The 21799-nt window shown below is 69.6% G+C and carries 17 protein-coding genes, 1 pseudogene and 2 riboswitches; of the genes and pseudogenes, 10 read left to right on the forward strand and 8 right to left on the reverse strand.

Annotation, left to right across the window (positions count from 1 at the left end):
* From ACKY0X_RS17085 to ACKY0X_RS17105, 5 genes are read left to right on the forward strand one after another with little or no spacing between them, the layout of a single operon-like run.
* A complete protein-coding gene (locus tag ACKY0X_RS17085) occupies nucleotides 1–1989 on the forward strand; it encodes a magnesium chelatase subunit D family protein (protein WP_409427000.1) in 1989 nt (662 codons plus the stop codon).
* Complete coding sequence (gene cobO / locus ACKY0X_RS17090) at nucleotides 1989–2603, forward strand: cob(I)yrinic acid a,c-diamide adenosyltransferase (RefSeq protein WP_409427001.1); 615 nt, start codon at nucleotides 1989–1991, stop codon at nucleotides 2601–2603. Before ACKY0X_RS17085 ends, cobO begins: the two co-directional genes overlap by 1 nt.
* A gap of 5 nt (nucleotides 2604–2608) precedes the next feature.
* Complete coding sequence (locus tag ACKY0X_RS17095) at nucleotides 2609–4963, forward strand: cobyrinate a,c-diamide synthase (protein WP_409427002.1); 2355 nt, start codon at nucleotides 2609–2611, stop codon at nucleotides 4961–4963.
* Nucleotides 4960–5880, forward strand: coding sequence for a cobalamin biosynthesis protein (locus tag ACKY0X_RS17100; protein ID WP_409427003.1), 921 nt, complete (start codon nucleotides 4960–4962; stop codon nucleotides 5878–5880). Before ACKY0X_RS17095 ends, ACKY0X_RS17100 begins: the two co-directional genes overlap by 4 nt.
* A gap of 13 nt (nucleotides 5881–5893) precedes the next feature.
* Nucleotides 5894–6331 carry a GNAT family N-acetyltransferase gene (locus tag ACKY0X_RS17105; RefSeq protein WP_409427004.1) on the forward strand — a complete coding sequence of 146 codons (438 nt, stop codon included), beginning with the start codon at nucleotides 5894–5896 and terminating at the stop codon, nucleotides 6329–6331.
* Nucleotides 6332–6336: 5 nt separating this feature from the next.
* Here ACKY0X_RS17105 and ACKY0X_RS17110 read toward each other — a convergent pair whose 3' ends face one another.
* Nucleotides 6337–6699: a hypothetical protein gene (locus tag ACKY0X_RS17110; protein ID WP_046283489.1), complete on the reverse strand. Its 363-nt coding sequence runs from the start codon at nucleotides 6697–6699 to the stop codon at nucleotides 6337–6339.
* 283 nt (nucleotides 6700–6982) lie between these two features.
* On the opposite strand from ACKY0X_RS17110, the pseudogene ACKY0X_RS17115 reads away from it, so the two are divergent.
* Nucleotides 6983–8190: pseudogene (locus tag ACKY0X_RS17115) on the forward strand (DUF222 domain-containing protein).
* A gap of 6 nt (nucleotides 8191–8196) precedes the next feature.
* Here ACKY0X_RS17115 and ACKY0X_RS17120 read toward each other — a convergent pair.
* Both ACKY0X_RS17120 and ACKY0X_RS17125 read right to left on the reverse strand, forming a co-directional pair.
* The gene (locus tag ACKY0X_RS17120) at nucleotides 8197–8622 is read right to left on the reverse strand and encodes a nitroreductase family deazaflavin-dependent oxidoreductase (protein ID WP_409427005.1); all 426 of its coding nucleotides are present in this window, start codon (nucleotides 8620–8622) and stop codon (nucleotides 8197–8199) included.
* A gap of 14 nt (nucleotides 8623–8636) precedes the next feature.
* Complete coding sequence (locus ACKY0X_RS17125; protein WP_046283492.1) at nucleotides 8637–8927, reverse strand: antibiotic biosynthesis monooxygenase family protein; 291 nt, start codon at nucleotides 8925–8927, stop codon at nucleotides 8637–8639.
* A gap of 123 nt (nucleotides 8928–9050) precedes the next feature.
* Here ACKY0X_RS17125 and ACKY0X_RS17130 point away from each other — a divergent pair, with 123 nt between their 5' ends.
* Nucleotides 9051–9497 (forward strand): hypothetical protein, encoded by a 447-nt coding sequence (locus ACKY0X_RS17130; protein ID WP_409427006.1) that lies wholly within the window; start codon nucleotides 9051–9053, stop codon nucleotides 9495–9497.
* 21 nt (nucleotides 9498–9518) lie between these two features.
* On the opposite strand, the gene ACKY0X_RS17135 is transcribed toward ACKY0X_RS17130, so the two are convergent.
* The 5 genes from ACKY0X_RS17135 to cobN are packed head-to-tail and all read right to left on the reverse strand — an operon-like array spanning nucleotide 9519 to nucleotide 17372.
* Nucleotides 9519–10814, reverse strand: coding sequence for a PPE family protein (locus ACKY0X_RS17135; protein WP_409427007.1), 1296 nt, complete (start codon nucleotides 10812–10814; stop codon nucleotides 9519–9521).
* Nucleotides 10815–10862: 48 nt separating this feature from the next.
* Complete coding sequence (locus ACKY0X_RS17140) at nucleotides 10863–11597, reverse strand: cobalt-precorrin-6A reductase (RefSeq protein WP_409427008.1); 735 nt, start codon at nucleotides 11595–11597, stop codon at nucleotides 10863–10865.
* Nucleotides 11594–13045 (reverse strand): cobyric acid synthase, encoded by a 1452-nt coding sequence (locus tag ACKY0X_RS17145; RefSeq protein WP_409427009.1) that lies wholly within the window; start codon nucleotides 13043–13045, stop codon nucleotides 11594–11596. Before ACKY0X_RS17145 ends, ACKY0X_RS17140 begins: the two co-directional genes overlap by 4 nt.
* Nucleotides 13045–13782: a precorrin-6A synthase (deacetylating) gene (cobF, locus tag ACKY0X_RS17150; RefSeq protein WP_409427010.1), complete on the reverse strand. Its 738-nt coding sequence runs from the start codon at nucleotides 13780–13782 to the stop codon at nucleotides 13045–13047. The genes ACKY0X_RS17145 and cobF overlap by 1 nt, the downstream gene beginning before the upstream one ends.
* Nucleotides 13779–17372: a cobaltochelatase subunit CobN gene (gene cobN / locus ACKY0X_RS17155; RefSeq protein WP_409427011.1), complete on the reverse strand. Its 3594-nt coding sequence runs from the start codon at nucleotides 17370–17372 to the stop codon at nucleotides 13779–13781. The genes cobF and cobN overlap by 4 nt, the downstream gene beginning before the upstream one ends.
* A 28-nt stretch (nucleotides 17373–17400) precedes the next feature.
* Nucleotides 17401–17526: riboswitch (cobalamin riboswitch) on the reverse strand.
* 9 nt (nucleotides 17527–17535) lie between these two features.
* Nucleotides 17536–17687: riboswitch (cobalamin riboswitch) on the forward strand.
* Nucleotides 17688–17743: 56 nt separating this feature from the next.
* Here cobN and ACKY0X_RS17160 point away from each other — a divergent pair.
* The 3 genes from ACKY0X_RS17160 to ACKY0X_RS17170 are packed head-to-tail and all read left to right on the forward strand — an operon-like array spanning nucleotide 17744 to nucleotide 21791.
* Nucleotides 17744–18940 (forward strand): ABC transporter substrate-binding protein, encoded by a 1197-nt coding sequence (locus ACKY0X_RS17160; protein ID WP_409427012.1) that lies wholly within the window; start codon nucleotides 17744–17746, stop codon nucleotides 18938–18940.
* Nucleotides 18937–19977, forward strand: a complete 1041-nt coding sequence (locus ACKY0X_RS17165) for a FecCD family ABC transporter permease (protein WP_409427013.1) — start codon at nucleotides 18937–18939, stop codon at nucleotides 19975–19977. The genes ACKY0X_RS17160 and ACKY0X_RS17165 overlap by 4 nt, the downstream gene beginning before the upstream one ends.
* Nucleotides 19974–21791 (forward strand): ATP-binding cassette domain-containing protein, encoded by a 1818-nt coding sequence (locus ACKY0X_RS17170; RefSeq protein ID WP_409427014.1) that lies wholly within the window; start codon nucleotides 19974–19976, stop codon nucleotides 21789–21791. The genes ACKY0X_RS17165 and ACKY0X_RS17170 overlap by 4 nt, the downstream gene beginning before the upstream one ends.
* The last annotated feature ends 8 nt before the right edge of the window (nucleotides 21792–21799 follow it).

The raw sequence follows: 21799 nt of genomic DNA on the forward strand, positions 1-21799 counted from the left end.
ATGCAACAGCTGTACCCCTTTCCCGCTGTCCTCGGCGGCGACCCGGATGCCCCGGGCGGCCTCGACGATATGGCGCTGGCGCTTGTCCTGAGCGCGATCTCCCCCGGTATCGGCGGGGTGCTGATCCGCGGCGAGAAGGGCACCGCCAAGTCGACGCTGGTTCGCGCGCTTGCCCAGGTGCTGCCGCCCATCGATGTGGTGGCCGGCGACCGGTTCTCTTCCGATCCCGCTGAGGCGAATTCGCTCTCCCCCGATGGCCCGTTCCCCAGCGACGCCGCCGTCGAGACCCGCCCGGTGCGCCTGGTGGAGCTGCCGGTCGGCGCCACCGAGGACCGGGTGGTGGGCTCCATCCACCTGGAGCGGGCGCTGACCGCCGGCACCGTCGACTTCGAACCCGGGCTGTTGGCGCGCGCCAATCGCGGCATCCTCTACGTCGACGAAGTCAACCTGCTGGCCGACCACCTGGTGGACCTGCTGCTGGACGCCGCGGCGATGGGCCGGCTGACGGTGGAGCGCGATTCGGTGTCGGTCACCCACGCCGCCCGGTTCGTGATCGTCGGGACGATGAATCCCGAGGAGGGCGAGCTGCGCCCGCAACTGCTCGACCGGTTCGGTCTGACCGTCGAGGTGTCGGCCCCGCGCGACCCGGTGCTGCGCGCCGAGGCGGTACGGCGGCGGCTGGCGTTCGACGCCGACCCGGAGGGTTTCGCCGCGACCTACGCCGCGGCCGAAGACCGGCTGCGGGCCCGGATCCATCAAGCCCAGGAGCTACTGCGGAAGGTGGCGCTGACCGACGCGGCGCTGGTGAAGATCGGCGAGATCTGCGCGGCGTTCGACGTCGATGGCCTGCGCGGCGACATCGTCTGTGCCCGCACCGCGGTGGCTCATGCGGCGTGGCAGGGGCGCGACGCGGTCAATGTCGAGGACCTGCGGGTGGCCGCCCGGTTGGCCCTGCCGCATCGGCGGCGACGCAAGCCGTTCGACGCGCCGGGTCTCGATGAGGCCGAACTCGACGAACTGCTGCCACCGCAGGAGCCCGAGCCTGACCCGGACGGTCCCGGACCCGACGGTCCCGAGCCCGATGGTCCGCCCGAAGGTGGTTCGCCGCCGCCGGACCAACAGCGCGGGCCGACGCCGTCTGGGCACTCCAAGCCGGGCTCCACCTCGACGGTGGGCGCCGACTCCCCTTACCGGGCACGGCTTTTCTCGGTCGACGGCGTGGGTTCCGGACGCGCCGGCCGGCGCAGCAGGGCCCGCACCAGCTCCGGACGCCGGGTGGGCGCCACCGCATCCGGCAGCGCCGGCGGATTGCACCTGTTCGAGACGCTGCGCGCCGCTGCGCCGCATCAGGGCGTCCGGGGCCGTGCTCAAGGCCGGATGATCCTGCAGGCGAACGATCTTCGTCGCGCCGTCCGGGAAGGCCAGGAGGCCAACCTGGTGCTGTTCGTGGTCGACACGTCCGGGTCGATGGCCGCCATCGAACGGATGCGCCATGTCAAGACCGCGATCTTGTCCTTGCTGCTCGACGCCTACCGTCGCCGCGACCGGGTGGCGGTGGTGACGTTCCGGGACACCAAGGCGGAGTTGGTTTTGCCCGCGACCGGATCGGTGGAGATTGCCGCCGTCCGGCTCGACGAGCTGCCCGCCGGTGGCCGCACCCCGCTGGCCGAGGGACTGCTGGAGGCTGCCGAGGTGATTCGCCGGGAGCGGCTGCGTGAGCCGGCCTGCCGTCCGCTGCTGGTGGTGTTGACCGATGGGCGGGCCACCGCCGGAGCCGAACCGGTCGAGCGCTCGCTTCTGGCCGCCGACCAGCTTGCCGGACAGGGATATTCGGCGGTCGTGGTGGATTGCGAGAACGGCCGGATGCGACTGGGGTTGGCGCGGACGCTGGCCGAGCACTTGCGGGCCGAATACGTGCCGCTGCCGCAGGTCAGCGCCGAGGCACTGACCGACGTCGTTCGCGATGCCACCGGAAGAGGAGCCGCCTGATGCCGCAGGGACAACCGTTGACGGTGCCCGACGACAACCTGACCACCCGCCAGCGTCGCAACCGGCCACTGCTGATGGTGCACACCGGCGACGGCAAGGGGAAGTCCACTGCCGCATTCGGATTGGCGCTGCGCGGTTGGAATCAGGGATTCAACATCGGGGTCTTCCAGTTCGTGAAGTCCGCGAAGTGGCGGGTCGGCGAACAGACCGTGCTCGAGCGCCTCGGCGCACTGCACGCCGAGACCGGCGAGGGCGGCCCGGTGCAGTGGCACAAGATGGGCTCGGGCTGGTCGTGGAGCCGCAAGGCCGGAGGCGTGGAGGATCACGCCGGCGACGCCGCCGAGGGCTGGGCCCAGATCAAGGAACGTCTGGCGGCACAGACCCACGACCTGTACATCCTCGATGAGTTCACCTATCCGATGGGTTGGGGCTGGGTGGATGTCGAGGACGTGGTGGAGACCTTGGCCAACCGTCCGGGCCATCAGCATGTCGTCATCACCGGCCGGCGGGCCGATCCGCGGTTGATCGAGGTCGCCGACCTGGTCACCGAGATGACCAACATCAAGCACCCGATGGACGCCGGCCAGAAGGGCCAGCGCGGCATCGAATGGTGAGTGTGGTGGCCGCCTCCCTTCCCCGGCTGGTCATCGCCGCGCCCGCGTCCGGGCACGGCAAGACCACGGTGGCGGTCGGAGTGATGGCCGCGCTCACCGCCCGCGGCTTGGCAGTCAGCGGACACAAGGTAGGCCCGGATTACATCGACCCCGGCTATCACGCGCTGGCCACCGGCCGGCCGGCCCGCAACCTGGATCCGTATCTGGTGGGCGCCGACCGGATCGTGCCGCTGCTGCTGCACGGCGCCGCCGGCGCGGATGTCGCCGTGATCGAAGGCGTGATGGGGCTTTTCGACGGGCGCCTGGGCACCGACGGCGAGGCCTCCACCGCCCACGTCGCGGCGTTGACGGCAACGCCGGTGGTCCTGGTCGTCGACGTCTCGCATGCCTCCCGGACACACGCGGCGGTCGTGGCGGGCCTTGCCGGTTTCGACCCGGCGGTGCGCATCGCCGGGGTGGTGCTCAACAAGGCCGGCAGCGCCCGGCACGCCGATGAAGTCGTGACCGCATTGCGCCCCAGCGGCATTCCGGTGCTCGGGATGTTGCCCCGCGACGCGGACGTACAGACACCGTCACGGCATCTGGGGCTGGTGCCGGCGGCCGAGCGCGACGAGTCGGCGGCCATGGCCGCTCGTCTTGCCGAGCTGATGGAGCAGCACGTGGACTTGGACGCGTTGCTGGCGGTGGCGGGTCAGGCTCCGGAATTGTCCGACAGCGCCTGGGATCCGGCTGCCGAGGTCAGCGCGGCGTCCAGGCGCCGCCCAGTGGTGGCCGTCGCCGCGGGGCGCGCCTTCACCTTCGGCTACACCGAGACGTTCGAGCTGCTGCGCGCCGCCGGTTGCGAGGTGGTCAGCTTCGACCCGCTCACCGACACGTGCCTTCCGGCCGGTACCGCCGGGATCTATCTGGGCGGCGGGTTTCCGGAGATCTACGCAGAACCGTTGGGCGCCAACGCCGCGCTGCTGGGTGCGCTGCGGTCAGCGATCGCGGCGGGCGTGCCGACCGTCGCCGAGTGCGGCGGGCTGGCGTACCTGTGTCGTCGGGTGGGTGATGACGCCGGGGTCGGCGCACTGCCGGGGGATGCGGCGATGACCCCGCGCCTGACGTTGGGCTATCGGGAAGCCACGGCGGTGGCCGACAATCTGCTGGCGCGGGCGGGAGATCGGGTCACCGGGCACGAATTTCACCGCACCCAGGCCGTTTTCGACCGCGCTGTCAGCGCGGCCTGGCAACTTCCCGGCGGCCCGGACGGTTTTGCCTCAACGAGCCTGAATGCGTCCTACCTGCATACCCATTGGGCCGGGTATCCCGGGTTGGCGCAGCGGTTCGCCGACGCGGTGCACGGCTTCGGCGGTCCGGATCTGCACCATCACGGCGATGTCGAGGCCGCGCCGGGTCTGCTCGATTTCGCGGTCAACGTCTATGCCGGGCCCCGCCCGGACTGGCTCGAGCACGCCCTACATGCCTCCCTCGATGACGCCGTGTCCTACCCCGAGGCGTCGGCGGCCCGCGCCGCGTTGGCCGCCCGGCACGGTCGCACCGCCGCTGAGGTACTGCCCACGGCGGGCGCGTCGGAGGCCTTCGACCTGGTGGCTCGCATGCGACCGTGGCGCTCCCCGGTGGTGGTGCATCCGCAGTACACCGGCCCGCATGCCGCATTGACCGCCGCGGGCCACAGCGTCGGTACGGTGCTGTGCACGGCCGACGACGGCTTCGCGCTGCACCCGGATGCGGTGCCCGAGGAGGCCGACCTCGTCGTGGTCGGTAATCCGACCAATCCGACCGGGGTTTTGCATCCGGCGCAGACGCTGCGTCAGTTGTTGCGTCCGGGCCGGGTGGTGCTGATCGACGAGGCATTCCTCGATGCCATTCCCGGCGAGCCGGAAACCCTTTCCGGCGAGCGGCATTCGGGGCTGCTAGTGAGCCGCAGCCTGACCAAGCACTGGTCGATACCCGGGGTACGCGCGGGATACCTGCTCGGCGATCCCGCACTGCTCGCCGACGCGGCGCGACTGCAGATTCCCTGGTCGGTGTCCGCATCGGCACTGGCCGCCATGCTGGCCTGCTCGGATGAGCGAGCGCTGCGCGAGAGTGAGTGCCGGGCACAGCAGTTGATGTCCTGGCGGGCGCACTTGGATGAGGGACTCGCTGCGCGTGAGGTGCGGTTCGTCGCAGGCTTGGCCCCGTTCGTTCTGGCCCAGGTCGGCCGCGGAGTGCATACGGCGTTGCGCGAGCACGGTATTGCGGTGCGACGTGCCGACACTTTTCCGGGCCTGGATGACACCTGGGTGCGGATAGCGGTACGGCCCCCGGACCTGACCGATCGACTGCTGGCCGTACTCGACCGGACGCGGCGGTGATTGCGGTCCGGGCACTCGGGCTGGCGCTCGGCTACGCCGCCGACCGCACTTGGGGCGATCCGCGGCGGCTGCATCCGGTCGCCGGGTTCGGGACGTGTGCGCTGGCGTTGGAGCGGCGGATCTACCGCGACGATCGGGCCAGCGGGGTCGCCCACGTCTTGGTCTTGGTCGGCGGCGTCACCGGTCTGGCGTATCTCGCCGAGCGCAGGGCTCGGAATCCGTTGGTGCGCATGGCGCTGACCGCCCTCACCACCTGGGCGGTGCTCGGCGGCCGGTCCCTGGAACGCGAAGCCGAAACGGTGCACGCCTTCCTGGCCGCCGGCGACCTGGAGTCGGCCCGGACCCGAGTACGCAACCTGGTCGGGCGTGATACGACCGCGTTGGGTCCGGATGAGGTCGCGCGTGCCGTCGTCGAATCGGTGGCGGAGAACACCTCCGACGCGGTGGTGGCGTCGTTCGTGTGGGGTGCGGTGGCCGGTGTTCCGGGCCTGGTCGCACACCGCGCCGCGAACACCCTGGATGCGATGATCGGGCACCGCAATACCCGTTACGACCGGTTCGGCTGGGCGGCAGCACGATTGGATGACCTGCTGGGATTGCCGGCCTCCCGGTTGAGCGGTGGCCTGGCGGCTGCCCTGGGTCCTGATCCCGCTGGAGCGCTGCGGGCGTGGCACCGCGACGCCCGGCATCACCCCAGCCCCAACGCCGGGGTGGTCGAGGCCGCCTTCGCCGGGGCGCTGGGGCTGCAACTCGGCGGGGTCAACACGTACTACGGAAATCGGCGTGAAGATCGCGCCCGGATGGGCTACGGTCGGGCGCCTGCGCCGTCCGACATTCCGCGGACGACGCGGCTGGCCCGGCGAGTGGGCATGGGCGCCCTGCTGACCGCGGTGGCGTGGTGCCTGACCCGAGGCTGATGAGGAGGTAGCGGTGGCGAACCTCGACGGTGTTGAGTTCTCGACCGACGTGGCGCGCGTGGATCGAGACTGGCTCTGGAACGAGCTGGTCGAGCACACCTATTGGGCGAAGTACCGCACCCGCGCCATGTTCGACCGTCAGCTCGACAGCGCGTGGCGCATGGTGGGCGCCTACCGGGCCGACGACGGCGCGATGATCGGTTTCTGCCGCGCGGTGTCCGACGGTGCTGCCTTCGCGTACCTGAATGACGTCTATGTCTCTCGTGATCAGCGCGGCCAGGAGATAGGCAAGGGGTTGCTGCGGACGATGATCGACGAAGGCCCCGGTCGGGAATTCCGGTGGACGCTGCACACCGCTGACGCGCACAGCTTGTATGAGCAATTCGGCTTCGCTGCCCCCGATGCGCGATTCATGGAACGCCCCAGTCGGCTGGCGCATATCCGGGACTGACACCTTCAGGCGCGTGTCAGGTCCGCGGCGTGGTCCTCTTCGCTCGACCGAATATTGCTGGCAGCTGTCGTTTTCAGCCGCCAGGTGCTGACTAGCCCGTCGGGGCCGGTCAGCTCACCGGCAGTAAGCGCTTCGCCGATCAGGCTTCGCACGCGTGGCTCGTCGGCGGCTTCCGTGGCGAACAGCACCCGCAATACCACTTCGTCGCCGACAACATGGTGGGCGACGTGGTGGGGCGCTAGCGGGCACGGCGGCGCGTGATCCCAACTGCCGCACAATGCTCGGGCGATTGCTCCGCCGGGCGCGTTCGGGCTACCGCCGGGCTCCATCACCACGACCGCGTCATGGGCATAGGCGCAGCGAACCATGGGTCGCGATGCTACGGGATTTATCCACAGTTGCGGGTTGATCCACAGTCGGGCGTTTTGCGTGCTTGGCGTTGGTGTTGGTGTCGGGGGTGGTTTTTAGCGTCGGGGTATGGCAACAGCCTTGGGTGCGGTGGCGGCGCGAGAGCAGATCTGCGCTGCCCTCGATGCCATTGACGCCGCCCACGCGGTGTTGCGGGCGACCTCGACCGATCTGGTGGGCAACGCCATTCGCATCGAGGTCGCCGACCGGCTAGAAAACCAGGAACGTGTGAATCGCGGGTTGATGTATCGGATCTTCGGCGAACTGGCCGACCCACCCGACGGCTGCGGTTCGATCGCCGAAGCACGAGCCGCCGTTTGGAAACGGCTGCGCATCACCCCACGCGAGATCACCCGGCGTTGCCGCCTGGCGGCCCGCATTCGACCCCGACGCTCCCTGACCGGCGCGGTGATCCCACCAGAGCTCCCGGCACTGGCCACCGCTGTCGAATCCGGTTCTATTGGGGAGGACCACATCCGCGCGATCTGCCAAGCCGTCGATGTTCTGCCCACCTCGGTGACTCCGCCCCAGATCGCGCAGGCAGAGGCCGCCCTGGTCTCCCACGCCAGCAGAGTCGATGCCGGGGTGCTCACCAAGATCGGGCAACGCATCGCCGATCACCTCAACCCCGACGGCCTGTTCAGCGACCGGACCGCGCACGACGGCGCGCACTGACACTGGGCCGCCAAGGACCCGACGGTATGTCCAAACTCACCGGCCTCCTGGACCCTCAAACCCGGGCCTACTTCGAAGCGGTTGCGGCCGCGGTGCGCCCCGGACGCCACAACCCCGATGCCACCGCCCCGGCCGCCGGTGATACCCGCAGTCCAGCGCAGCGCTGCCACGACGCCCTGCGCCTAGCCCTATCGACCGCCATCGCCTCCGGCAAACTCGGCACCCACCGCGGCCACCCCGTCACCGTCGTGGTCACCACCACCCTGGCCGAACTCAACCAAGCCGCCCACGCCACAAGCGACCCCTCGGTCCCGATGCCACCGCCGGCACTGACCGGCGGCGGATCCCGACTGCCGATGCGCGACCTGATCGCCATGGCCGCCCAATCGATTCACTACCTCGCCGTCTTCGACGACCACACCAAACGCCCGCTCTACCTCGGCCGCCAAAAACGCATCGCCACCGCCGACCAACGCCTCATCTGCTACGCCCGCGACCGCGGCTGCACCCGACCAAACTGCCTGCAGCCGGGCTATCACTGCGAAGTGCACCACTCCACACCCTGGGCCAAAGGCGGACGCACCAACGCCGACGAACTGTTCTTCGCCTGCGGCTGCGACCACACCGACACCACCGACGGCCACCAACACACCATCCCCACCAACGGACGCCTCGGCTGGACCGACGGCACCGGACCACCCCAAATCAACCACGCCCACCACCCCGAAGAACTCCTACGGGGTGATACCGACCCACCCGGCGACGAAGCCGCCTAGCAGGCGTCAGGCGTCGGATCTGATCAGCTCCACCACCGGGATGACCCGCTGGGTGCGTTCGCGGTAGGTGGCGAAGCCCGGGTAACGCTCGGCCTGGATCCCATAGAGCCGGTCGTGTTCGGCGCCGGTGATCTCGGTGGCCGTGACCGCAAAGGTGTCGGTGCCGAGTTCGACAGTCGCCGAGGGGTTCGCCCGCAGGTTGTAGTACCAGCTCGGATGGTTGTCCTTGCCCTCGTTCGAGGCGAACACGATGATCCGGTTGCCCTCGGGGAGATACATCATCGGGCTGGTGCGCTGCTGTCCGGATTTGGCACCGGTGGTGGTCAGCAGCAGGACCGGGGCTCCTTCGAACCGTCCGCCCAATTTCCCACCGCTGCTGCGGAATTCCGCGATGTTACGGGCGTTGAACTCCAGGGTGCGCTGTGTGTCCACGGGCGGCCATCTCCTCAGTCGATACCGACGAAGTGCTCGATCACCGGTGGTGAGTCGTAGAAGCCGTGCAGCAATGCGCGCCACTGCTCGAATTCCGGCGACTTCCGAAATCCCTCGGTGTGCGCCTCAATGTTCTCCCACTGCACCAATAACAGGTAGAGGTTCGGCGACTCAACCGACCGGGACATCGAAATCCCGAGGAATCCGGGCTGGGCGGCGATCAACGGCCGCGCCTTAGCGAACGCTGCTTCGAAGTCGGCTTCGCTGCCGGGCCGGATGGGCAGTACTCCATGTTCCACAATCACGCCTGTCAGTGTGCCCGACGACGTGTGGCCTGGATTACCGCCTAAAGACCCTTGTCTGTTACCGAATGACACAGATAGGTTACCTGCAACTGGCAGGCACAGACATCTGGAGGAGGCGATGGGATGAGCGCTCTCGCGGCGGCAGTCGTCTTTGCCTGGTTGGGCATGGTGCTGGCGATCTCGTTTCTGGAGGCGCCCCTGAAGTTCCGCGCGCCGGGAATCACCATCCCACTGGGGTTGGGTATCGGCAGATTGGTGTTCCGGGCCCTCAATGCGGTGGAGATCGTGTTGGCGACGGTGGTGGTGTTAGCGGTGGCCACCGCTCTCCCCGGACCGATTTCGCTGGCCGGGGTCTGCGTTGCGGTGGCGGTGCTGAGCGTGCAGATATTGGTGGTCCGGCCCCGGCTGCGCCGCCGCTCGGATGCGGTGCTGGCCGCGCAGACCGCCCCGCCCGGCGGGATCATCGAGCGTTCCCGTGCCCACTACGCCTACGCGGGGCTGGAGGTGGTCAAGGTCGGTGCACTGCTGACCGCGGGAATCTCACTGCAAGCCATGGCAGCCAGCTGGTAGTTCGTCACACCGCGACGACGCTCAGGCCCGTTCCTCGCCGGTCGGCTCTGTCCAGGTCGCCGGAAGCATTGGGACTCTCCGCGTGGAGCCGACGTGGCCGTCATTCGTCGTCGTCAAACCAGCGGCACGCGGAGCGGCAGCCAAACGCCGGCCACCGGAACGCCCCGAAGTCTCGGCGCCAGGCGCGGAGTCCGGCGGCGGTGACATGGTCCCCGCAGCGGTAACGGTCTCGTGCACCGCCGCCGGTTTGCGGCGGCGCCGCCGCGCCGGCTTACGGCTCGACTCGATAGCACGGATCGCTGCCGCCGGGGCCTTCTCGCCGTCGGTGAGCGTCGGATCGCTGGGGGTGTCGGGGCCGCTCCCGGCAACCGCGTGGCGCGCCCGCCGTGGCGGGGCCACGGCGGGCGCCACGGCGACGCTGGGGGACGCCGCAGCACCGGGGCTCGAGACGGACGTCGTCGCGGAACCGGCCGGAGCGGTCGGAACAGTCGCAACGCCCGGCCAGCCCCGGGTGCCCGCCAACACGGCCGGCGCCGCCGGTGGGCGACCTGAGGTGACCGGTGCGGCGGCAAGGCCGGGAGCGACCGTCGGCACCGCGCCGGCGCCTACCTGACCGGCCCCGGCTGCGGCCGCAGCGATCCCGGGCAATGTCGACGCCAGGATTTCGGCGATCTCGTCGAAGGGACCGTCGAACAGCAGGTGGTAGAGGTCGGTCAACTTGCGGATCAGTTCCTTGATGCCATAGGGGTCATTGTCATCGTCACCGTCGGGGCTGAAATCACTTCTGCCGACGACCGCCGGTGCGGGCATGCCACCTGGCCCAGCAGCCAACGTCGCGTCGGCAACCCCCTGGTAGGTCTCCATGGTGGCGGCCGCCTGCAGCCACATCCGTCCGTAGTCGGCTTCGTTGACCGCAATCGGGATGGTGTTGACACCGAAGAAGTTGGTCGCAACCAACGTCGCATGGCCGGTGCGATTGGCGATCAACTCGGCCAGCGTCGGCATGCTCGCCAACGCGGAAGTGTAAGCCGCGGCCATGATCTCGTGGCGAGCGGCCGCTCGTGCCCCGGCCGCCCTCGCTGACGTCAACCACTCCAGATGCGGCGTATGGGCGGCCACATAACGCTCCGCGGCCACCCCCTGCCACATCTCCGCCCGGACCGTATCGAGCACGTCGCCCAAGCCGGCTGCCACCGCGTCATACTCGGCACTCAACGCCGCCCAGGACTGCGCTGCCGCCAGGAGAGGCCCCACCCCCGGGCCGGAACTGAGCAGCGTTGCGTGAACCTCCGGCGGTAGGGCCAGCCAGGGCGGCATAGTAACGACACTCCCTCCACCATCCGCTCGTCCAGATCCGCTGGGACCCTAGTTTTGCTGACGCACCCAGGCCAACACGTGCTCGACGTCGTTCACCGTGGCCACACCCGCCGGCCGGGCCGGGCGGCGCACGACGACCACCGGCAGGCCGAGTTCCTCGGCGGCCAGCATCTTGGGCCAGGTGTATTCGCCGCCGGAGTCTTTCGTTACGACGACGTCGGCGCGGTGATCGCGCAGTAGCGCGAGTTCTCCGGGCAGCGCGTAGGGTCCGCGGTCCCTGATCACCGACCAGCTGGGCGGCAGGCTGATCGACGGTGGCTCGACCACGCGCGCCAGCACCGTCGCGTCGGCCAGCGCCGGCAGGTAGGACGCCAATTGCTGACGCCCGATCGTCAGCACCGGCCGCCGGCCCAGCCGGGCGGCGATCTGCGCGGCCTGCTCGTGTGAGTCGGCCCAATGCCATAACTGCCCGGCACGCTGCGACCAGCCGGGCCGCTCGAGGCGCAACAGTGGCCGCCCGGCCGCCGCACACGCGGCGGCCGCGTTCGCCGACATCGTCGTCGCGAAGGGATGGGTGGCGTCCACGACGACGTCGTAGTCGACCAATGCCGCTCGCAGACCGTCGATTCCGCCAAACCCGCCGATCCGCACCTCCCCGACCGGCAATCGTGGATCGGCGACCCGGCCGGCCAGCGACGTCGTGACGTCGACACCCGCAGCGACCAGCCGATCGGCGAGGGCCCGGGCTTCGGCGGTGCCGCCGAGCAGCAGCACGCGCGTCACGGTGCCCCCGGCGCCAAGAACGGCAACCCAGACGGTGGCCCGCCGCCCGCCAGCTCCAGCAGGGCGTCGACGTCCAGGTGCTCTTCGATCAGATCCCCGAGCAGGTCGAGCCGGCGCTCCCGGGCGGCGGGGAAGGACACCTGCGACGGCGCCACCCCGAGGGTTTCGGCCAGGAACGCCGCGCGCAGCGCGTCGACCTCCAGACAGCCGTGGCGCATGGTGCCGAAAACCTGGCCGGCGCGGACTCCACCGGGAAACGCATCTGCGACGTCTCCGCGGCTGATCCGGCCATGGTGGATCTCGTAACCGCCATCGGACAGCCGCAGCACCTTCTCTGCGGCGAAACATGTTTCGACGTCCAGCAGTCCCAGCCCCGCCACTTCACCGGGCGCTCCCTCGATTCCCTCGGGGTCGCGAATCTTTCGGCCCAGCATCTGGAAGCCGCCACAGATCCCGAGCACGGGCTTGCCCGCGGCGGCGTGCCCAGCGATCGCGGAATCGATTCCGCGTGACCGCAGCCAGGCCAGATCGCTGATGGTTGCCCGGGTTCCGGGCAGCACCACCAGATCAGCGTCGGACACCCCCCGCGGGTCGGCGGCGAACACCACGTCCAGGTCGGGTTCCAGGCCGAGGGCGTCCAGGTCGGTGAAGTTGCTGATCCGCGGGAACCGGATCACCGCGACCCGTCGGGCCCCGGTGCGCGTTGAGCGTCGGCCGTCCAGATCCAGCGCGTCCTCGGAGTCCAGCCACAGCTCCGGGTGCCACGGCAGAGTGCCGAACACCCGCCTGCCGGTGAGGCGCTGCAGATCGGCCAGCCCGGGCTCCAGCAACCGCAGCTGCCCGCGGAACTTGTTGACGATGAACCCCGCCACCAACGCCTGGTCCTGTTCCGACAGCAGCGCGACGGTGCCGAAGAACGCCGCGAACACCCCGCCGCGGTCCACGTCACCGACCACCACCACCGGCAGGCCGGCGTGGCGCGCCAGGCCCATGTTCACGTAATCGCCGGCGCGCAAGTTGATCTCGGTCGGGCTGCCGGCCCCCTCGGCGACAATCACGTCATAGCGTCCGGCGAGATCGTCGTAGGCACGGTGCGCGGCCTGCGCCAACGCTTCACGGCCGTGCCTCCAGTTCGACGACGACAGTGTCCCCCACGGCCTGCCCATGAGCACCACATGGCTTTGCTGGTCGCTGCCGGGTTTGAGCAGAACCGGGTTCATGGCCGGCTCCGGGTCGACCCGCGCTGCGCAGGCCTGAATCCATTGCGCCCGCCCGATTTCAGCCGCCACACCCTCGGCGCCGACACACACCATGGAGTTGTTCGACATGTTCTGCGCCTTGTAGGGCGCCACCCGCACGCCGCGGCGAGCCAGCGCCCGGCACACCCCGGTCGCCACCACGGTCTTACCGGCGTCGCTGGTGGTTCCGGCGATCAGAACGCCCGCCATCAGGTCCGCCGCACCAGGAACACATCCATCACCCAGCCCGCCTCGGCCCGGGCCGCATCGCGGGCGGCCGCGATCTCCTCGACGACCTCAGGGACCCGGCCGGTGACCAACCGCTCCCCGCCGGCGCCGAGGTTGGTGCCCCACCAGATCGTCCAGTCGGCCACCGCAGAAAGATCGAGCCGGTCCGGGTTGAGCATCGCGACGATGTTGTCCTGGCCAGCTGCAACCGCCTCGGCGAGCCGCCGGCCGGTGGTGATGTGCACCGGACGGCCCACTTCGTGCAGCACGATCCGGTGCCGGGCAGCCAGCAGTTGCGGGGCGCTGATCCCGGGAAGCACGTCGTAATCCAACTCAACGCCAAGGGCTTTCACCTGCTCGACGATGCGGATCGTCGAGTCGTACAGCGCCGGGTCACCCCAGACCAGGAAGGCGGCCGTGCCGCCGCGGTCCCGCAGCACGTCGGCGTAGCGCTGCGCCCGTGCCGCATGCCAGTCGGCCACGGCGCGGGTGTAGCCGGGTTCGGTCAGCCCCGGGGAACGGTCGCGGGCCGGGTCGGCGATCGCGACGATAGGAGTCGAGGCGGCGTAGGTGTCGACGATGGATCGCCGCAACGCCAAAAGGCTGTCGTCGGAGGATTTCTCGGATGCCACAATGTAGTCGGCCGACTGCAGTGCGCTGGCGACCTCGGCGGTGACGTGCGCAGGTCCCATACCGATTCCGAGAATCCAGACTTTCACCGATCCTCCAGGTCGCCTTCTACGTCCAGGTAAGCCTGCCGCAACGCCGCCATGGTCTCGGGGTCGGGGTGCTCCCACAGGCCGCGGTCGGCGGCTTCGGTCAACCGTTCCACAATGCCCTGGAGCGCCCAGGGGTTGGACTTGTCGAGGAAATCCCGGGTCTGCGGGTCCAAGACGTATTCGGCCGCGAGCTTTTCGTACATCCAGTCGTGCACCACACCGGCGGTGGCGTCGAAGCCGAACAGGTAGTCGACGGTGGCGGCCAGTTCGAACGCGCCCTTGTAGCCGTGGCGACGCATCGCGGAGATCCAGCGCGGGTTGACCACCCGCGCGCGGAACACCCGGGCGGTCTCTTCGGCCAGCGTGCGGGTGCGGATGGCATCCGGCGAGGTCGAATCGCCCACATAGGCTTTCGGGTCCGCACCGGTCAGCGCGCGCACGGTCGCGATCATGCCGCCGTGATAGACGAAGTAGTCATCGGAATCGGCGATGTCATGCTCGCGGGTGTCGATGTTCTTGGCGGCCACCTTGATCCGGCGGTAGTTGATGCGCATGTCGTCGGCAGCCGGCGCGCCACTCAGTCCCCGGCCGTAGGCGAACCCACCCCAGGTGGTGTAGACCTCGGCCAGGTCCTTGTCGTCACGCCACGTCCCGGATTCGATGACCTGCAAGATTCCCGCACCGTACGACCCGGGCGCCGAACCGAAGATCCGGGTGGTGGCGCGACGCAGATCGCCGTGTTCGGCGAGGTCTGCGCGAGCGTGCGCGGCCACGAAGTTCGCGTCGTCGGGCTCGTCGAGGGTGGCGACCATCTGCACCGCGTCGTCGAGCATCGACACCACGTGCGGGAAGGCATCCCGGAAGAACCCCGAGATGCGTACCGTCACGTCGATTCTGGGCCGGCCGAGCTCTTCGGGTGAGATGACCGCCAGCCCGGACACCCGCCGCGACGCCTCATCCCACTCGGGACGCACGCCGAGCAGGGCCAGCACCTCGGCAATGTCGTCGCCGGAGGTGCGCATCGCCGAAGTGCCCCACACCGATAGCCCGACCGACTCCGGATAGTCACCGGTGTCATCGAGGTAGCGCCGCACCAACGAGTCGGCCATCGCCTGCCCGGTCTGCCACGCCAGCCGGGACGGCACCGCGCGGGGGTCGACGGTGTAGAAGTTGCGCCCGGTGGGCAACACGTTGACCAGACCACGCAACGGCGACCCGGACGGCCCCGGTCGTACGAACCCGCCGGACAGCGCGTGCAGCACCGAGTCCAGCTCGGCCGATGTGCCGGCCAGCCGCGGAACCACCTCGGTGGCAGCGAATCTCAGCACCCGACATACCTCAGGTTCGGGATGCAGCGTGTCGGCCAGGCCGGTCTCCCAATCGCCGGCCTCCATGGCTTCGACCAACGCGCGGGCGCGGCCCTCGATCTCGTCGACGACCGTCGCAACGGCGTCTTCCTTGAGGCCCAGCGCGGCCCGCAGGCCGGGCACCGCATGGTCTACCCCGCCCCACACCTGCGGAGCACGCAGGATCGCCAGCACCAGGTTCACCCGCTCCGGTCCAGTCGGAGCACCGCCGAGCACGTGCAGGCCGTCCCGGATCTGGGCGTCCTTGATCTCACAGAGCCAGCCGTCGACATGCAGCAGGAAGTCGTCGAACTCCTCATCCTCGGGCCGCTCATCGAGCCCCAGGTCGCGGTGCATCTCCGCGGCCCGCATCAGGTTCCAGATCTCACCGCGGATCGCCGGCAGCTTGGCCGGGTCCATGGACGCGATGTTGCCGTACTCGTCGAGCAGCTGCTCGAGGCGCGCGATGTCGCCGTAGGACTCCGCACGTGCCATCGGTGGGATCAGGTGGTCGACGATCGTGGCGTGCGCCCGGCGTTTGGCCTGCGCGCCCTCGCCGGGGTCGTTGACCAGGAACGGGTAGATCAACGGCAGGTCGGCGATCATCGCGTCGGTGGCGCACGCGGAAGACAACGCCGCGGTCTTACCGGGCAGCCACTCCATCGATCCGTGCTTGCCCAGGTGTATCACCGCGTGTGCGCCGAAACCGTGTGCCAGCCAACGGTATGCGGCCAGGTAGTGGTGGCTGGGCGGCAACTCCGGGTCGTGGTAGATCGCCACCGGGTTCTCCCCGAACCCACGGGGCGGCTGGATCATCAGCACGACATTGCCGGATTGCAGTGCTGCCAACACGATCTCGCCGGCATCGTTGACGAACAGCTGGCCCGGCGCCGGACCCCACGCCGTCGTCATGGCATCGCGCAGGCCGTCGGGCAACTCGGCGGTCCACTGCGCATACTGCTGCGCGGTGACCCGCACCTGTGCGCCGGCCAGCTGCGCCGCAGACAGCCAGTCCTCGTCCTGACCGCCGGCCTCGATCAGGGTGTGGATCAGGCGATCCCCGGCCTGCGTCTCGTCAGCGACGTCGAGCACGCCGAAACCGTCCCCGACGTCGTAGCCCTCCGCCGCCAGCCGCCGCAGCAGCCGCACCGCCGACACCGGGGTGTCCAGACCGACGGCGTTGCCCACCCGGGAATGCTTGGTGGGATAGGCCGACAACACCAACGCCAGCTTCTTCTGTGCGTTCGGGATACGGCGCAGCACCGCGTGATTCACCGCGACCCCGGCCACCCGGGAGCACCGCTCGGGATCGGCGGCGTAGTGCGGCAGCCCGTCGTCGTCGATCTCCTTGAAGGAGAACGGGACGGTGATGATCCGGCCGTCGAATTCCGGGATGGCGATCTGGGTGGCCGAATCCAGCGGGGTCACGCCGTCGTCGTTGGCCTCCCAGTCCGCCCGCGTGGACGCCAGGCACAGTCCCTGGAACACCGGGATGTCCAGCGCCGCGATCTGTTCGATGTCCCACGCGCCGTCGTCGTCGCCGGCACTGACCCCGGCGGTGGCGTTCATCGCCCCACCGGCCGCCAGCATGCAGACCACCACCGCGTCGAGCTGCCCCAGCGCCGCGAAGAGCTCCTCGGGGGCGTTGCGCAGTGACGCGGCGAAGATCGGCACCCCGACGGCCCTGCCGGTCGCATCGATCGCGTCGGCCAGGGCGTGTGCGAAACCGGCATTGCCGCTGACCTCGTGGGCCCGGTAGTACAGCACCCCGATCCGCACCGCGTCGGGAGACTCAGCGGACTCGCTCCGCCTCTCCCGCTGGCCGTAACCCCACTCCGGGATCACCGCCGGTTCCTCGAAGCCCTCCCCGGTGAGCAGCACTGTGTCGCACAGAAACGCGTGCAGCTGCGCGAGGTTGGCGGGCCCGCCCTCGGCGAGGTAGGCGTGCGCCTGGGCGGCCAGGCCGATCGGGACCGTGGAGCACTCCATCAGCTCGGCGTTGGGCGAGCGTTCCCCGCCGAGCACCACCAACGGCAGTCCGGTCGCGCGCAGCAGCTTCAGTTCCTCGGCGATCTCGGCCGACGACCCCAGGATGCGCAGCACTACGACGTCGGCGCCGTTGACCAGCGGTTCGATGTCGTGGCGTGCGGGGTTCCCGAGCCGGTAGGCCGCGCCGCTGGCCCGCGCGGACAGCAGGTCGGTGTCGGAAGTGGACAGCAACGCGATACGGCGTGCCTGCGCCATCAGGGGCCTCCTCGGGGTTCTCGCCCCTCGTCGTCGGATGTCTCGTGGCCGTATCTGGCTGGGGGCACGCGACCCCTCACAGTGGCGGAACCGCCCCGGATTTGCACCGGGTTCCTGACGCCACGAGACGGCGGCCAGCCTAACGCAGCGCGGCGTGTAACAATGTCGCCGGTAAGGCGATGACGAATGAGGAAGCCGGTGCGAATCCGGCGCGGTCCCGCCACTGTCATCGGGGAGCGACCCTCATCAGCCACGGCCCGCCACTTGTGGGGTTGGAAGGCGAGGCGAGCAGTGATCCGAGAGCCAGGAGACTCACGTCAACGCGTCCTGCGTACCGGGGCGGTGTACCCCGAGGAAGCTGATTCACGCTGATGTCCCGTGCGTTGCGGGTAGTTGCTGCGCTCCTGGTAGCGCTGGCCACCGCGCTGTCGTTGGCCGGCTGCTTGGGCGAACCCACCACCCGCACACCGCAAGCGCGTGCCGGCTGCATCACCGACTTCGATCCGGCCACCGACTATTTCCCAGACAAGTCGACGCTGACCGAGGCCACCAACTTCGCCATCACCTACCACGGCAGTTACCAGGTTCTGACGGTCAAGCGGCCCTACCTCGGCGGCAAGCCGGTGTCGTGGGTGTTGGTGCGCTGCGGTGCGCCCGCGCCGGCGTTGACCGGGGAGCTGGCCAATGCCCAGCGGATCACCGTCCCGGTGCGGAGCCTCTACTCGGGCTCGACGACGCATCTGGCGATGATCTCCGAACTGGGCCAGGCGGGCGTGGTCACCGGTGTGGCCAGCCCGGCAGCCGTCGCCGACCCGCAGATCCGTGCGCGCATCGACGCCGGTGAGATCGTCGGCTACGCCCCCGGCGGGCAGATCAACATCGAGCGCGTGATCGGCGCGGGCCCCGACCTGCTGGTTACCGAGGGCATCGACGACCCCGGCTATCCCAAGCTGCGCGAAGCCGGTACCCCCGTGCTGGCCGACGCCGAATGGCTGGAGCCGACCCCGCTGGGCCGGGCCGAATGGATCAAGGTGTTCGCCGCGCTGACCGGGACCGAACACCAAGCAGCGCAGGCCTACCAGGCCATCCGGGACCGTTACCGCGCCTTGGCGGCGCAAGCCGCCGCAGCCAAGCCCGTCGAGGTCTTGGTCGGCACCATGTACTCGGGCAGCTGGTCGATGCCCACCGGCGAGAGCTACTCGGGGCGTCTGGTCGCCGACGCCGGCGGCACCTACCCCTGGCTGTCGGAGACCGGCGCCGAGACCCGGCACCTGAATTTCGAGTCGGTGTACACCCGTGCCGGCACCGCACCGGTCTGGCTGGTCACCGACGACTGGCAAACCCTGGGCGACGCGGTGGCCCGTGACAGCCGCTACGGCGAGCTGACCGCGCTGCGGACCGGCCATGTGTGGTCGGCGACCAAGGCAATGACACCCGCTGGCGGCAACCTTTATTGGGAACGCGGCACGGCACGACCGGATCTGCTGCTCGGCGACCTCGTTGCGATCCTGCATCCCGAGCTCGCCGCCGACCACCCGTTCGAGTTCTACCGGCGGGTGCCGCGATGAAGCCGCGTATCGCCCTGGTGCTGGCCGCGCTGAGCGCCGCGGTGGTTCTGCTGGCCGTGCTGGGGTTGGTGCTCGGGCCGGTGCGGGTGCCGGTGCTCGATACCGTGCAGGTGCTGTTCGGCGCCGAACCCTCCGACCCACGCTGGCAGGTGATCGTGTGGAACATGCGGTTGCCGCGGGTGCTGACCGCGCTGGCCGCCGGGTCCGCCCTGGGCGTCGCCGGCCTGCAGCTGCAAACCCTGTTCCGCAACACCCTCGCCGATCCCTACATTCTGGGCGTGAGCTCCGGGGCGAGCCTGGGCGTCGCGGTGGTGGTGCTGCTCGGCGGGGCGGCCGGCGGCGGTTTCACCACCGCGGTGGCCGGTGCCAGCCGCGCCGCGGAGGTGATCGCAGCGGCCCTGGGTGCGGCGGCCATGCTGACGCTGGTTCTGGTGCTGTCGCGGTGGACCCGCTCGGCGGCGACGCTGCTGCTGATCGGTGTGATGATCGGCGCGGCCAGCACCGCGCTGGTGAGCTTGGCGCTGGTGTACTCCGATCCGCAGCGGGTGCAGCAGTACCTGTTGTGGGGCCTGGGCAGCTTCGCCGGAACCGGTTGGGCCGATTTGGAGTTGCTGCTGCCGCTGGTGGCCGTCGGGCTGTTGACCGCGGCGATGACGATCCGGCCGCTCAATGCCCTGCTGCTCGGCGAGAGTTACGCGGCAACGATGGGCATCAACGTACACCGGGCCCGGATCGTCACGGTCGTCTCCGCGTCGCTGCTGGCGGGTGTGACGACCGCGTTCTGCGGCCCGATCGCGTTCCTCGGGCTGGTGGTGCCGCACGTGGCCCGCATCGTGGTGGGCACCTCCGACCACCGGGTGGTGGTCCCGGCGGTGGTCTTGCTGGGCGCCGTCGCCGCGCTGGGCTGCGGCATCGTCAGCCAGGTGCCCGGCAGCGATCTGGTCATCCCGATCAACGCGGTCACCGCGCTGGTCGGGGCGCCGGTGGTGATCGTCGTGCTGCTACGGGCCCGGCGCGGATCGGGGTTGCCGTCATGAACCCGGCGGTTCAGCGAGGCTCGACGGAGGAGAGGCAAAGCTGGGACCACCCCACGAACACGGCCTCGGCCACACCAGCCGTCGAGCTTGCCGGCCTGGCGATCGGCTACCGCAGCCGGCGCAGGTCGACGACAGTGGCGACCGGACTGGCCGCCCAGGCTCGCCGCGGCGAGCTGACCGTGCTGATCGGGCCCAACGGCGCCGGCAAGTCCACCCTGATTCGCACCCTGGCGGGGTTGCAGCCCGCGCTCGGCGGACGCGTCCTGTTGGACGGCGCTGACCTGACCGCGCTCCCCCGCGACGAGCTGGCCCGCCGGGTCGCGGTGGTGCTGACCGAACGCGTCGATCCGGGCTTGTTGTCGGCGCGCGAGCTCGTCGGGCTGGGCCGCATTCCCCACCTGGGGCTGGGTGCCCGACTTCGCCCGGCCGACGAGGAGATCATTGACTGGGCGCTGGCGGCGACCGGTGCTCAGCATCTGGCGTCGCGGCCGGCTGCCGAACTCTCCGACGGTGAATGCCAGCGCGTCCTGACCGCGCGTGCGCTGGCCCAGCAGCCGGGTCTGCTGATCCTCGACGAGCCGACCGCGTTTCTGGATGTGTCTTCGCGGGCCGCCCTGTTCGGCCTGTTGCGTGAGCTCGCCCGCGACCAGCAGTTGGCGGTGGTGCTGAGCACCCACGATCTGGAACTGGCGCTGCGAGTGGCTGATCGGGTGTGGCTGATGGATCCGGCCGGCACCCTCGTGGACACCGTGGGCGAAGAGCTGATGTTGTCCGGGCGCATCGGAGACATGTTCGGCAACGAAACCCTGCGTTTCGACCCAGCCAGCGGCATGTTCGAGCTCAGTACCCGCGCCGACAACGATCGTGCGGCACGCACCGCCCGCGTCGACGCTGCAGAGCCGTTGCGCTCCGCCCTGACACGGGTGCTGTCGCGGGAGGGCTGGGGCATCGGCGAGCCTGCCGAAATCGTGCTCACCGCAACCGATCCCGGCGCCATCACGGCTCGTACCGCCGGCGGCAACCAGGTCATCGCGCTGCGCGACCTACCGCAGCGACTGCGCACCCTGCCCGCGACCCCGTATCGCTGCACCCCCCAGGATCGGACGCTTGCGGCACTGGCCGAGTTGTCCGCTGTCAGCTCCTATTTCGCGGTCTCGACCGGGACCGCTGACGACGCCGACTGGCGTCCGGTGACACAGCTCTACACCGACACCGACCTGCTGGCCGGCGTGGTTTCCGGCGTGCAGGACCGCATCGGGGCATCGGATCTTCGTGTGGCGGTGTCCACCTTCTACCTCGGGTATGCCGCGCGCTTGTGGTCGATCGGGCTGGGCGGGCTCGCCGAACACCGGGTGCTGGTCGATCTGGATCCCGATCACCTCTGGTACTCCGAATGCGGCGGTAGCGTCCGGCTTCACCTGCCGAACCCGGTGGCCTGGCAGGGATCATCGGCCATTGCGGATCTGGAGCCGATGCTGGCCGAGATGGTCCTGACCGAACACCTGACGCCGTTGGCCGCCGCGGTGCGCCGGCTCGGTCCGATCTCGCAGCGGCTGCTGCACGGCAATGCCGCCTCCGCAGCTCTGGGTGCCGCCCGCGCCCTGTGCTGGCATCACGGTGGAAGTCTGGCGGACGAGCCGAGCTGGGAACTCGCACGCAACATCTGCGAACACGAACATCTCAACGGCTCAGTACGTTTCGACGACTCCAGTACGGATTATCGCCGGACCAGCTGCTGCCTGTTCTATCGCACGCCGGGCGGCGGCCTGTGCGGTGACTGCGCCCTGACTCACAAACCTTGTCTGGACCGATGAAAGAAGGA

This window comes from Mycobacterium sp. SMC-11, assembly GCF_046250095.1.
In the GTDB taxonomy this organism is placed as follows: Bacteria; Actinomycetota; Actinomycetes; order Mycobacteriales; family Mycobacteriaceae; genus Mycobacterium; species Mycobacterium heraklionense_A.

What these genes read in the sequence shown, in the direction of transcription:
- ACKY0X_RS17085 (WP_409427000.1), top strand. Translation starts at nt 1, where the DNA reads ATGCAACAGCTGTACCCCTTTCCCGCTGTCCTCGGCGGCGACCCGGAT.
- cobO (WP_409427001.1), top strand. Translation starts at nt 1,989, where the DNA reads ATGCCGCAGGGACAACCGTTGACGGTGCCCGACGACAACCTGACCACC.
- ACKY0X_RS17110 (WP_046283489.1), bottom strand. Translation starts at nt 6,699, where the DNA reads ATGGTTCGCTGCGCCTATGCCCATGACGCGGTCGTGGTGATGGAGCCC.
- ACKY0X_RS17130 (WP_409427006.1), top strand. Translation starts at nt 9,051, where the DNA reads ATGAGCGCTCTCGCGGCGGCAGTCGTCTTTGCCTGGTTGGGCATGGTG.
- ACKY0X_RS17135 (WP_409427007.1), bottom strand. Translation starts at nt 10,814, where the DNA reads ATGCCGCCCTGGCTGGCCCTACCGCCGGAGGTTCACGCAACGCTGCTC.
- ACKY0X_RS17145 (WP_409427009.1), bottom strand. Translation starts at nt 13,045, where the DNA reads ATGGCGGGCGTTCTGATCGCCGGAACCACCAGCGACGCCGGTAAGACC.
- cobN (WP_409427011.1), bottom strand. Translation starts at nt 17,372, where the DNA reads ATGGCGCAGGCACGCCGTATCGCGTTGCTGTCCACTTCCGACACCGAC.
- ACKY0X_RS17160 (WP_409427012.1), top strand. Translation starts at nt 17,744, where the DNA reads ATGTCCCGTGCGTTGCGGGTAGTTGCTGCGCTCCTGGTAGCGCTGGCC.
- ACKY0X_RS17165 (WP_409427013.1), top strand. Translation starts at nt 18,937, where the DNA reads ATGAAGCCGCGTATCGCCCTGGTGCTGGCCGCGCTGAGCGCCGCGGTG.
- ACKY0X_RS17170 (WP_409427014.1), top strand. Translation starts at nt 19,974, where the DNA reads ATGAACCCGGCGGTTCAGCGAGGCTCGACGGAGGAGAGGCAAAGCTGG.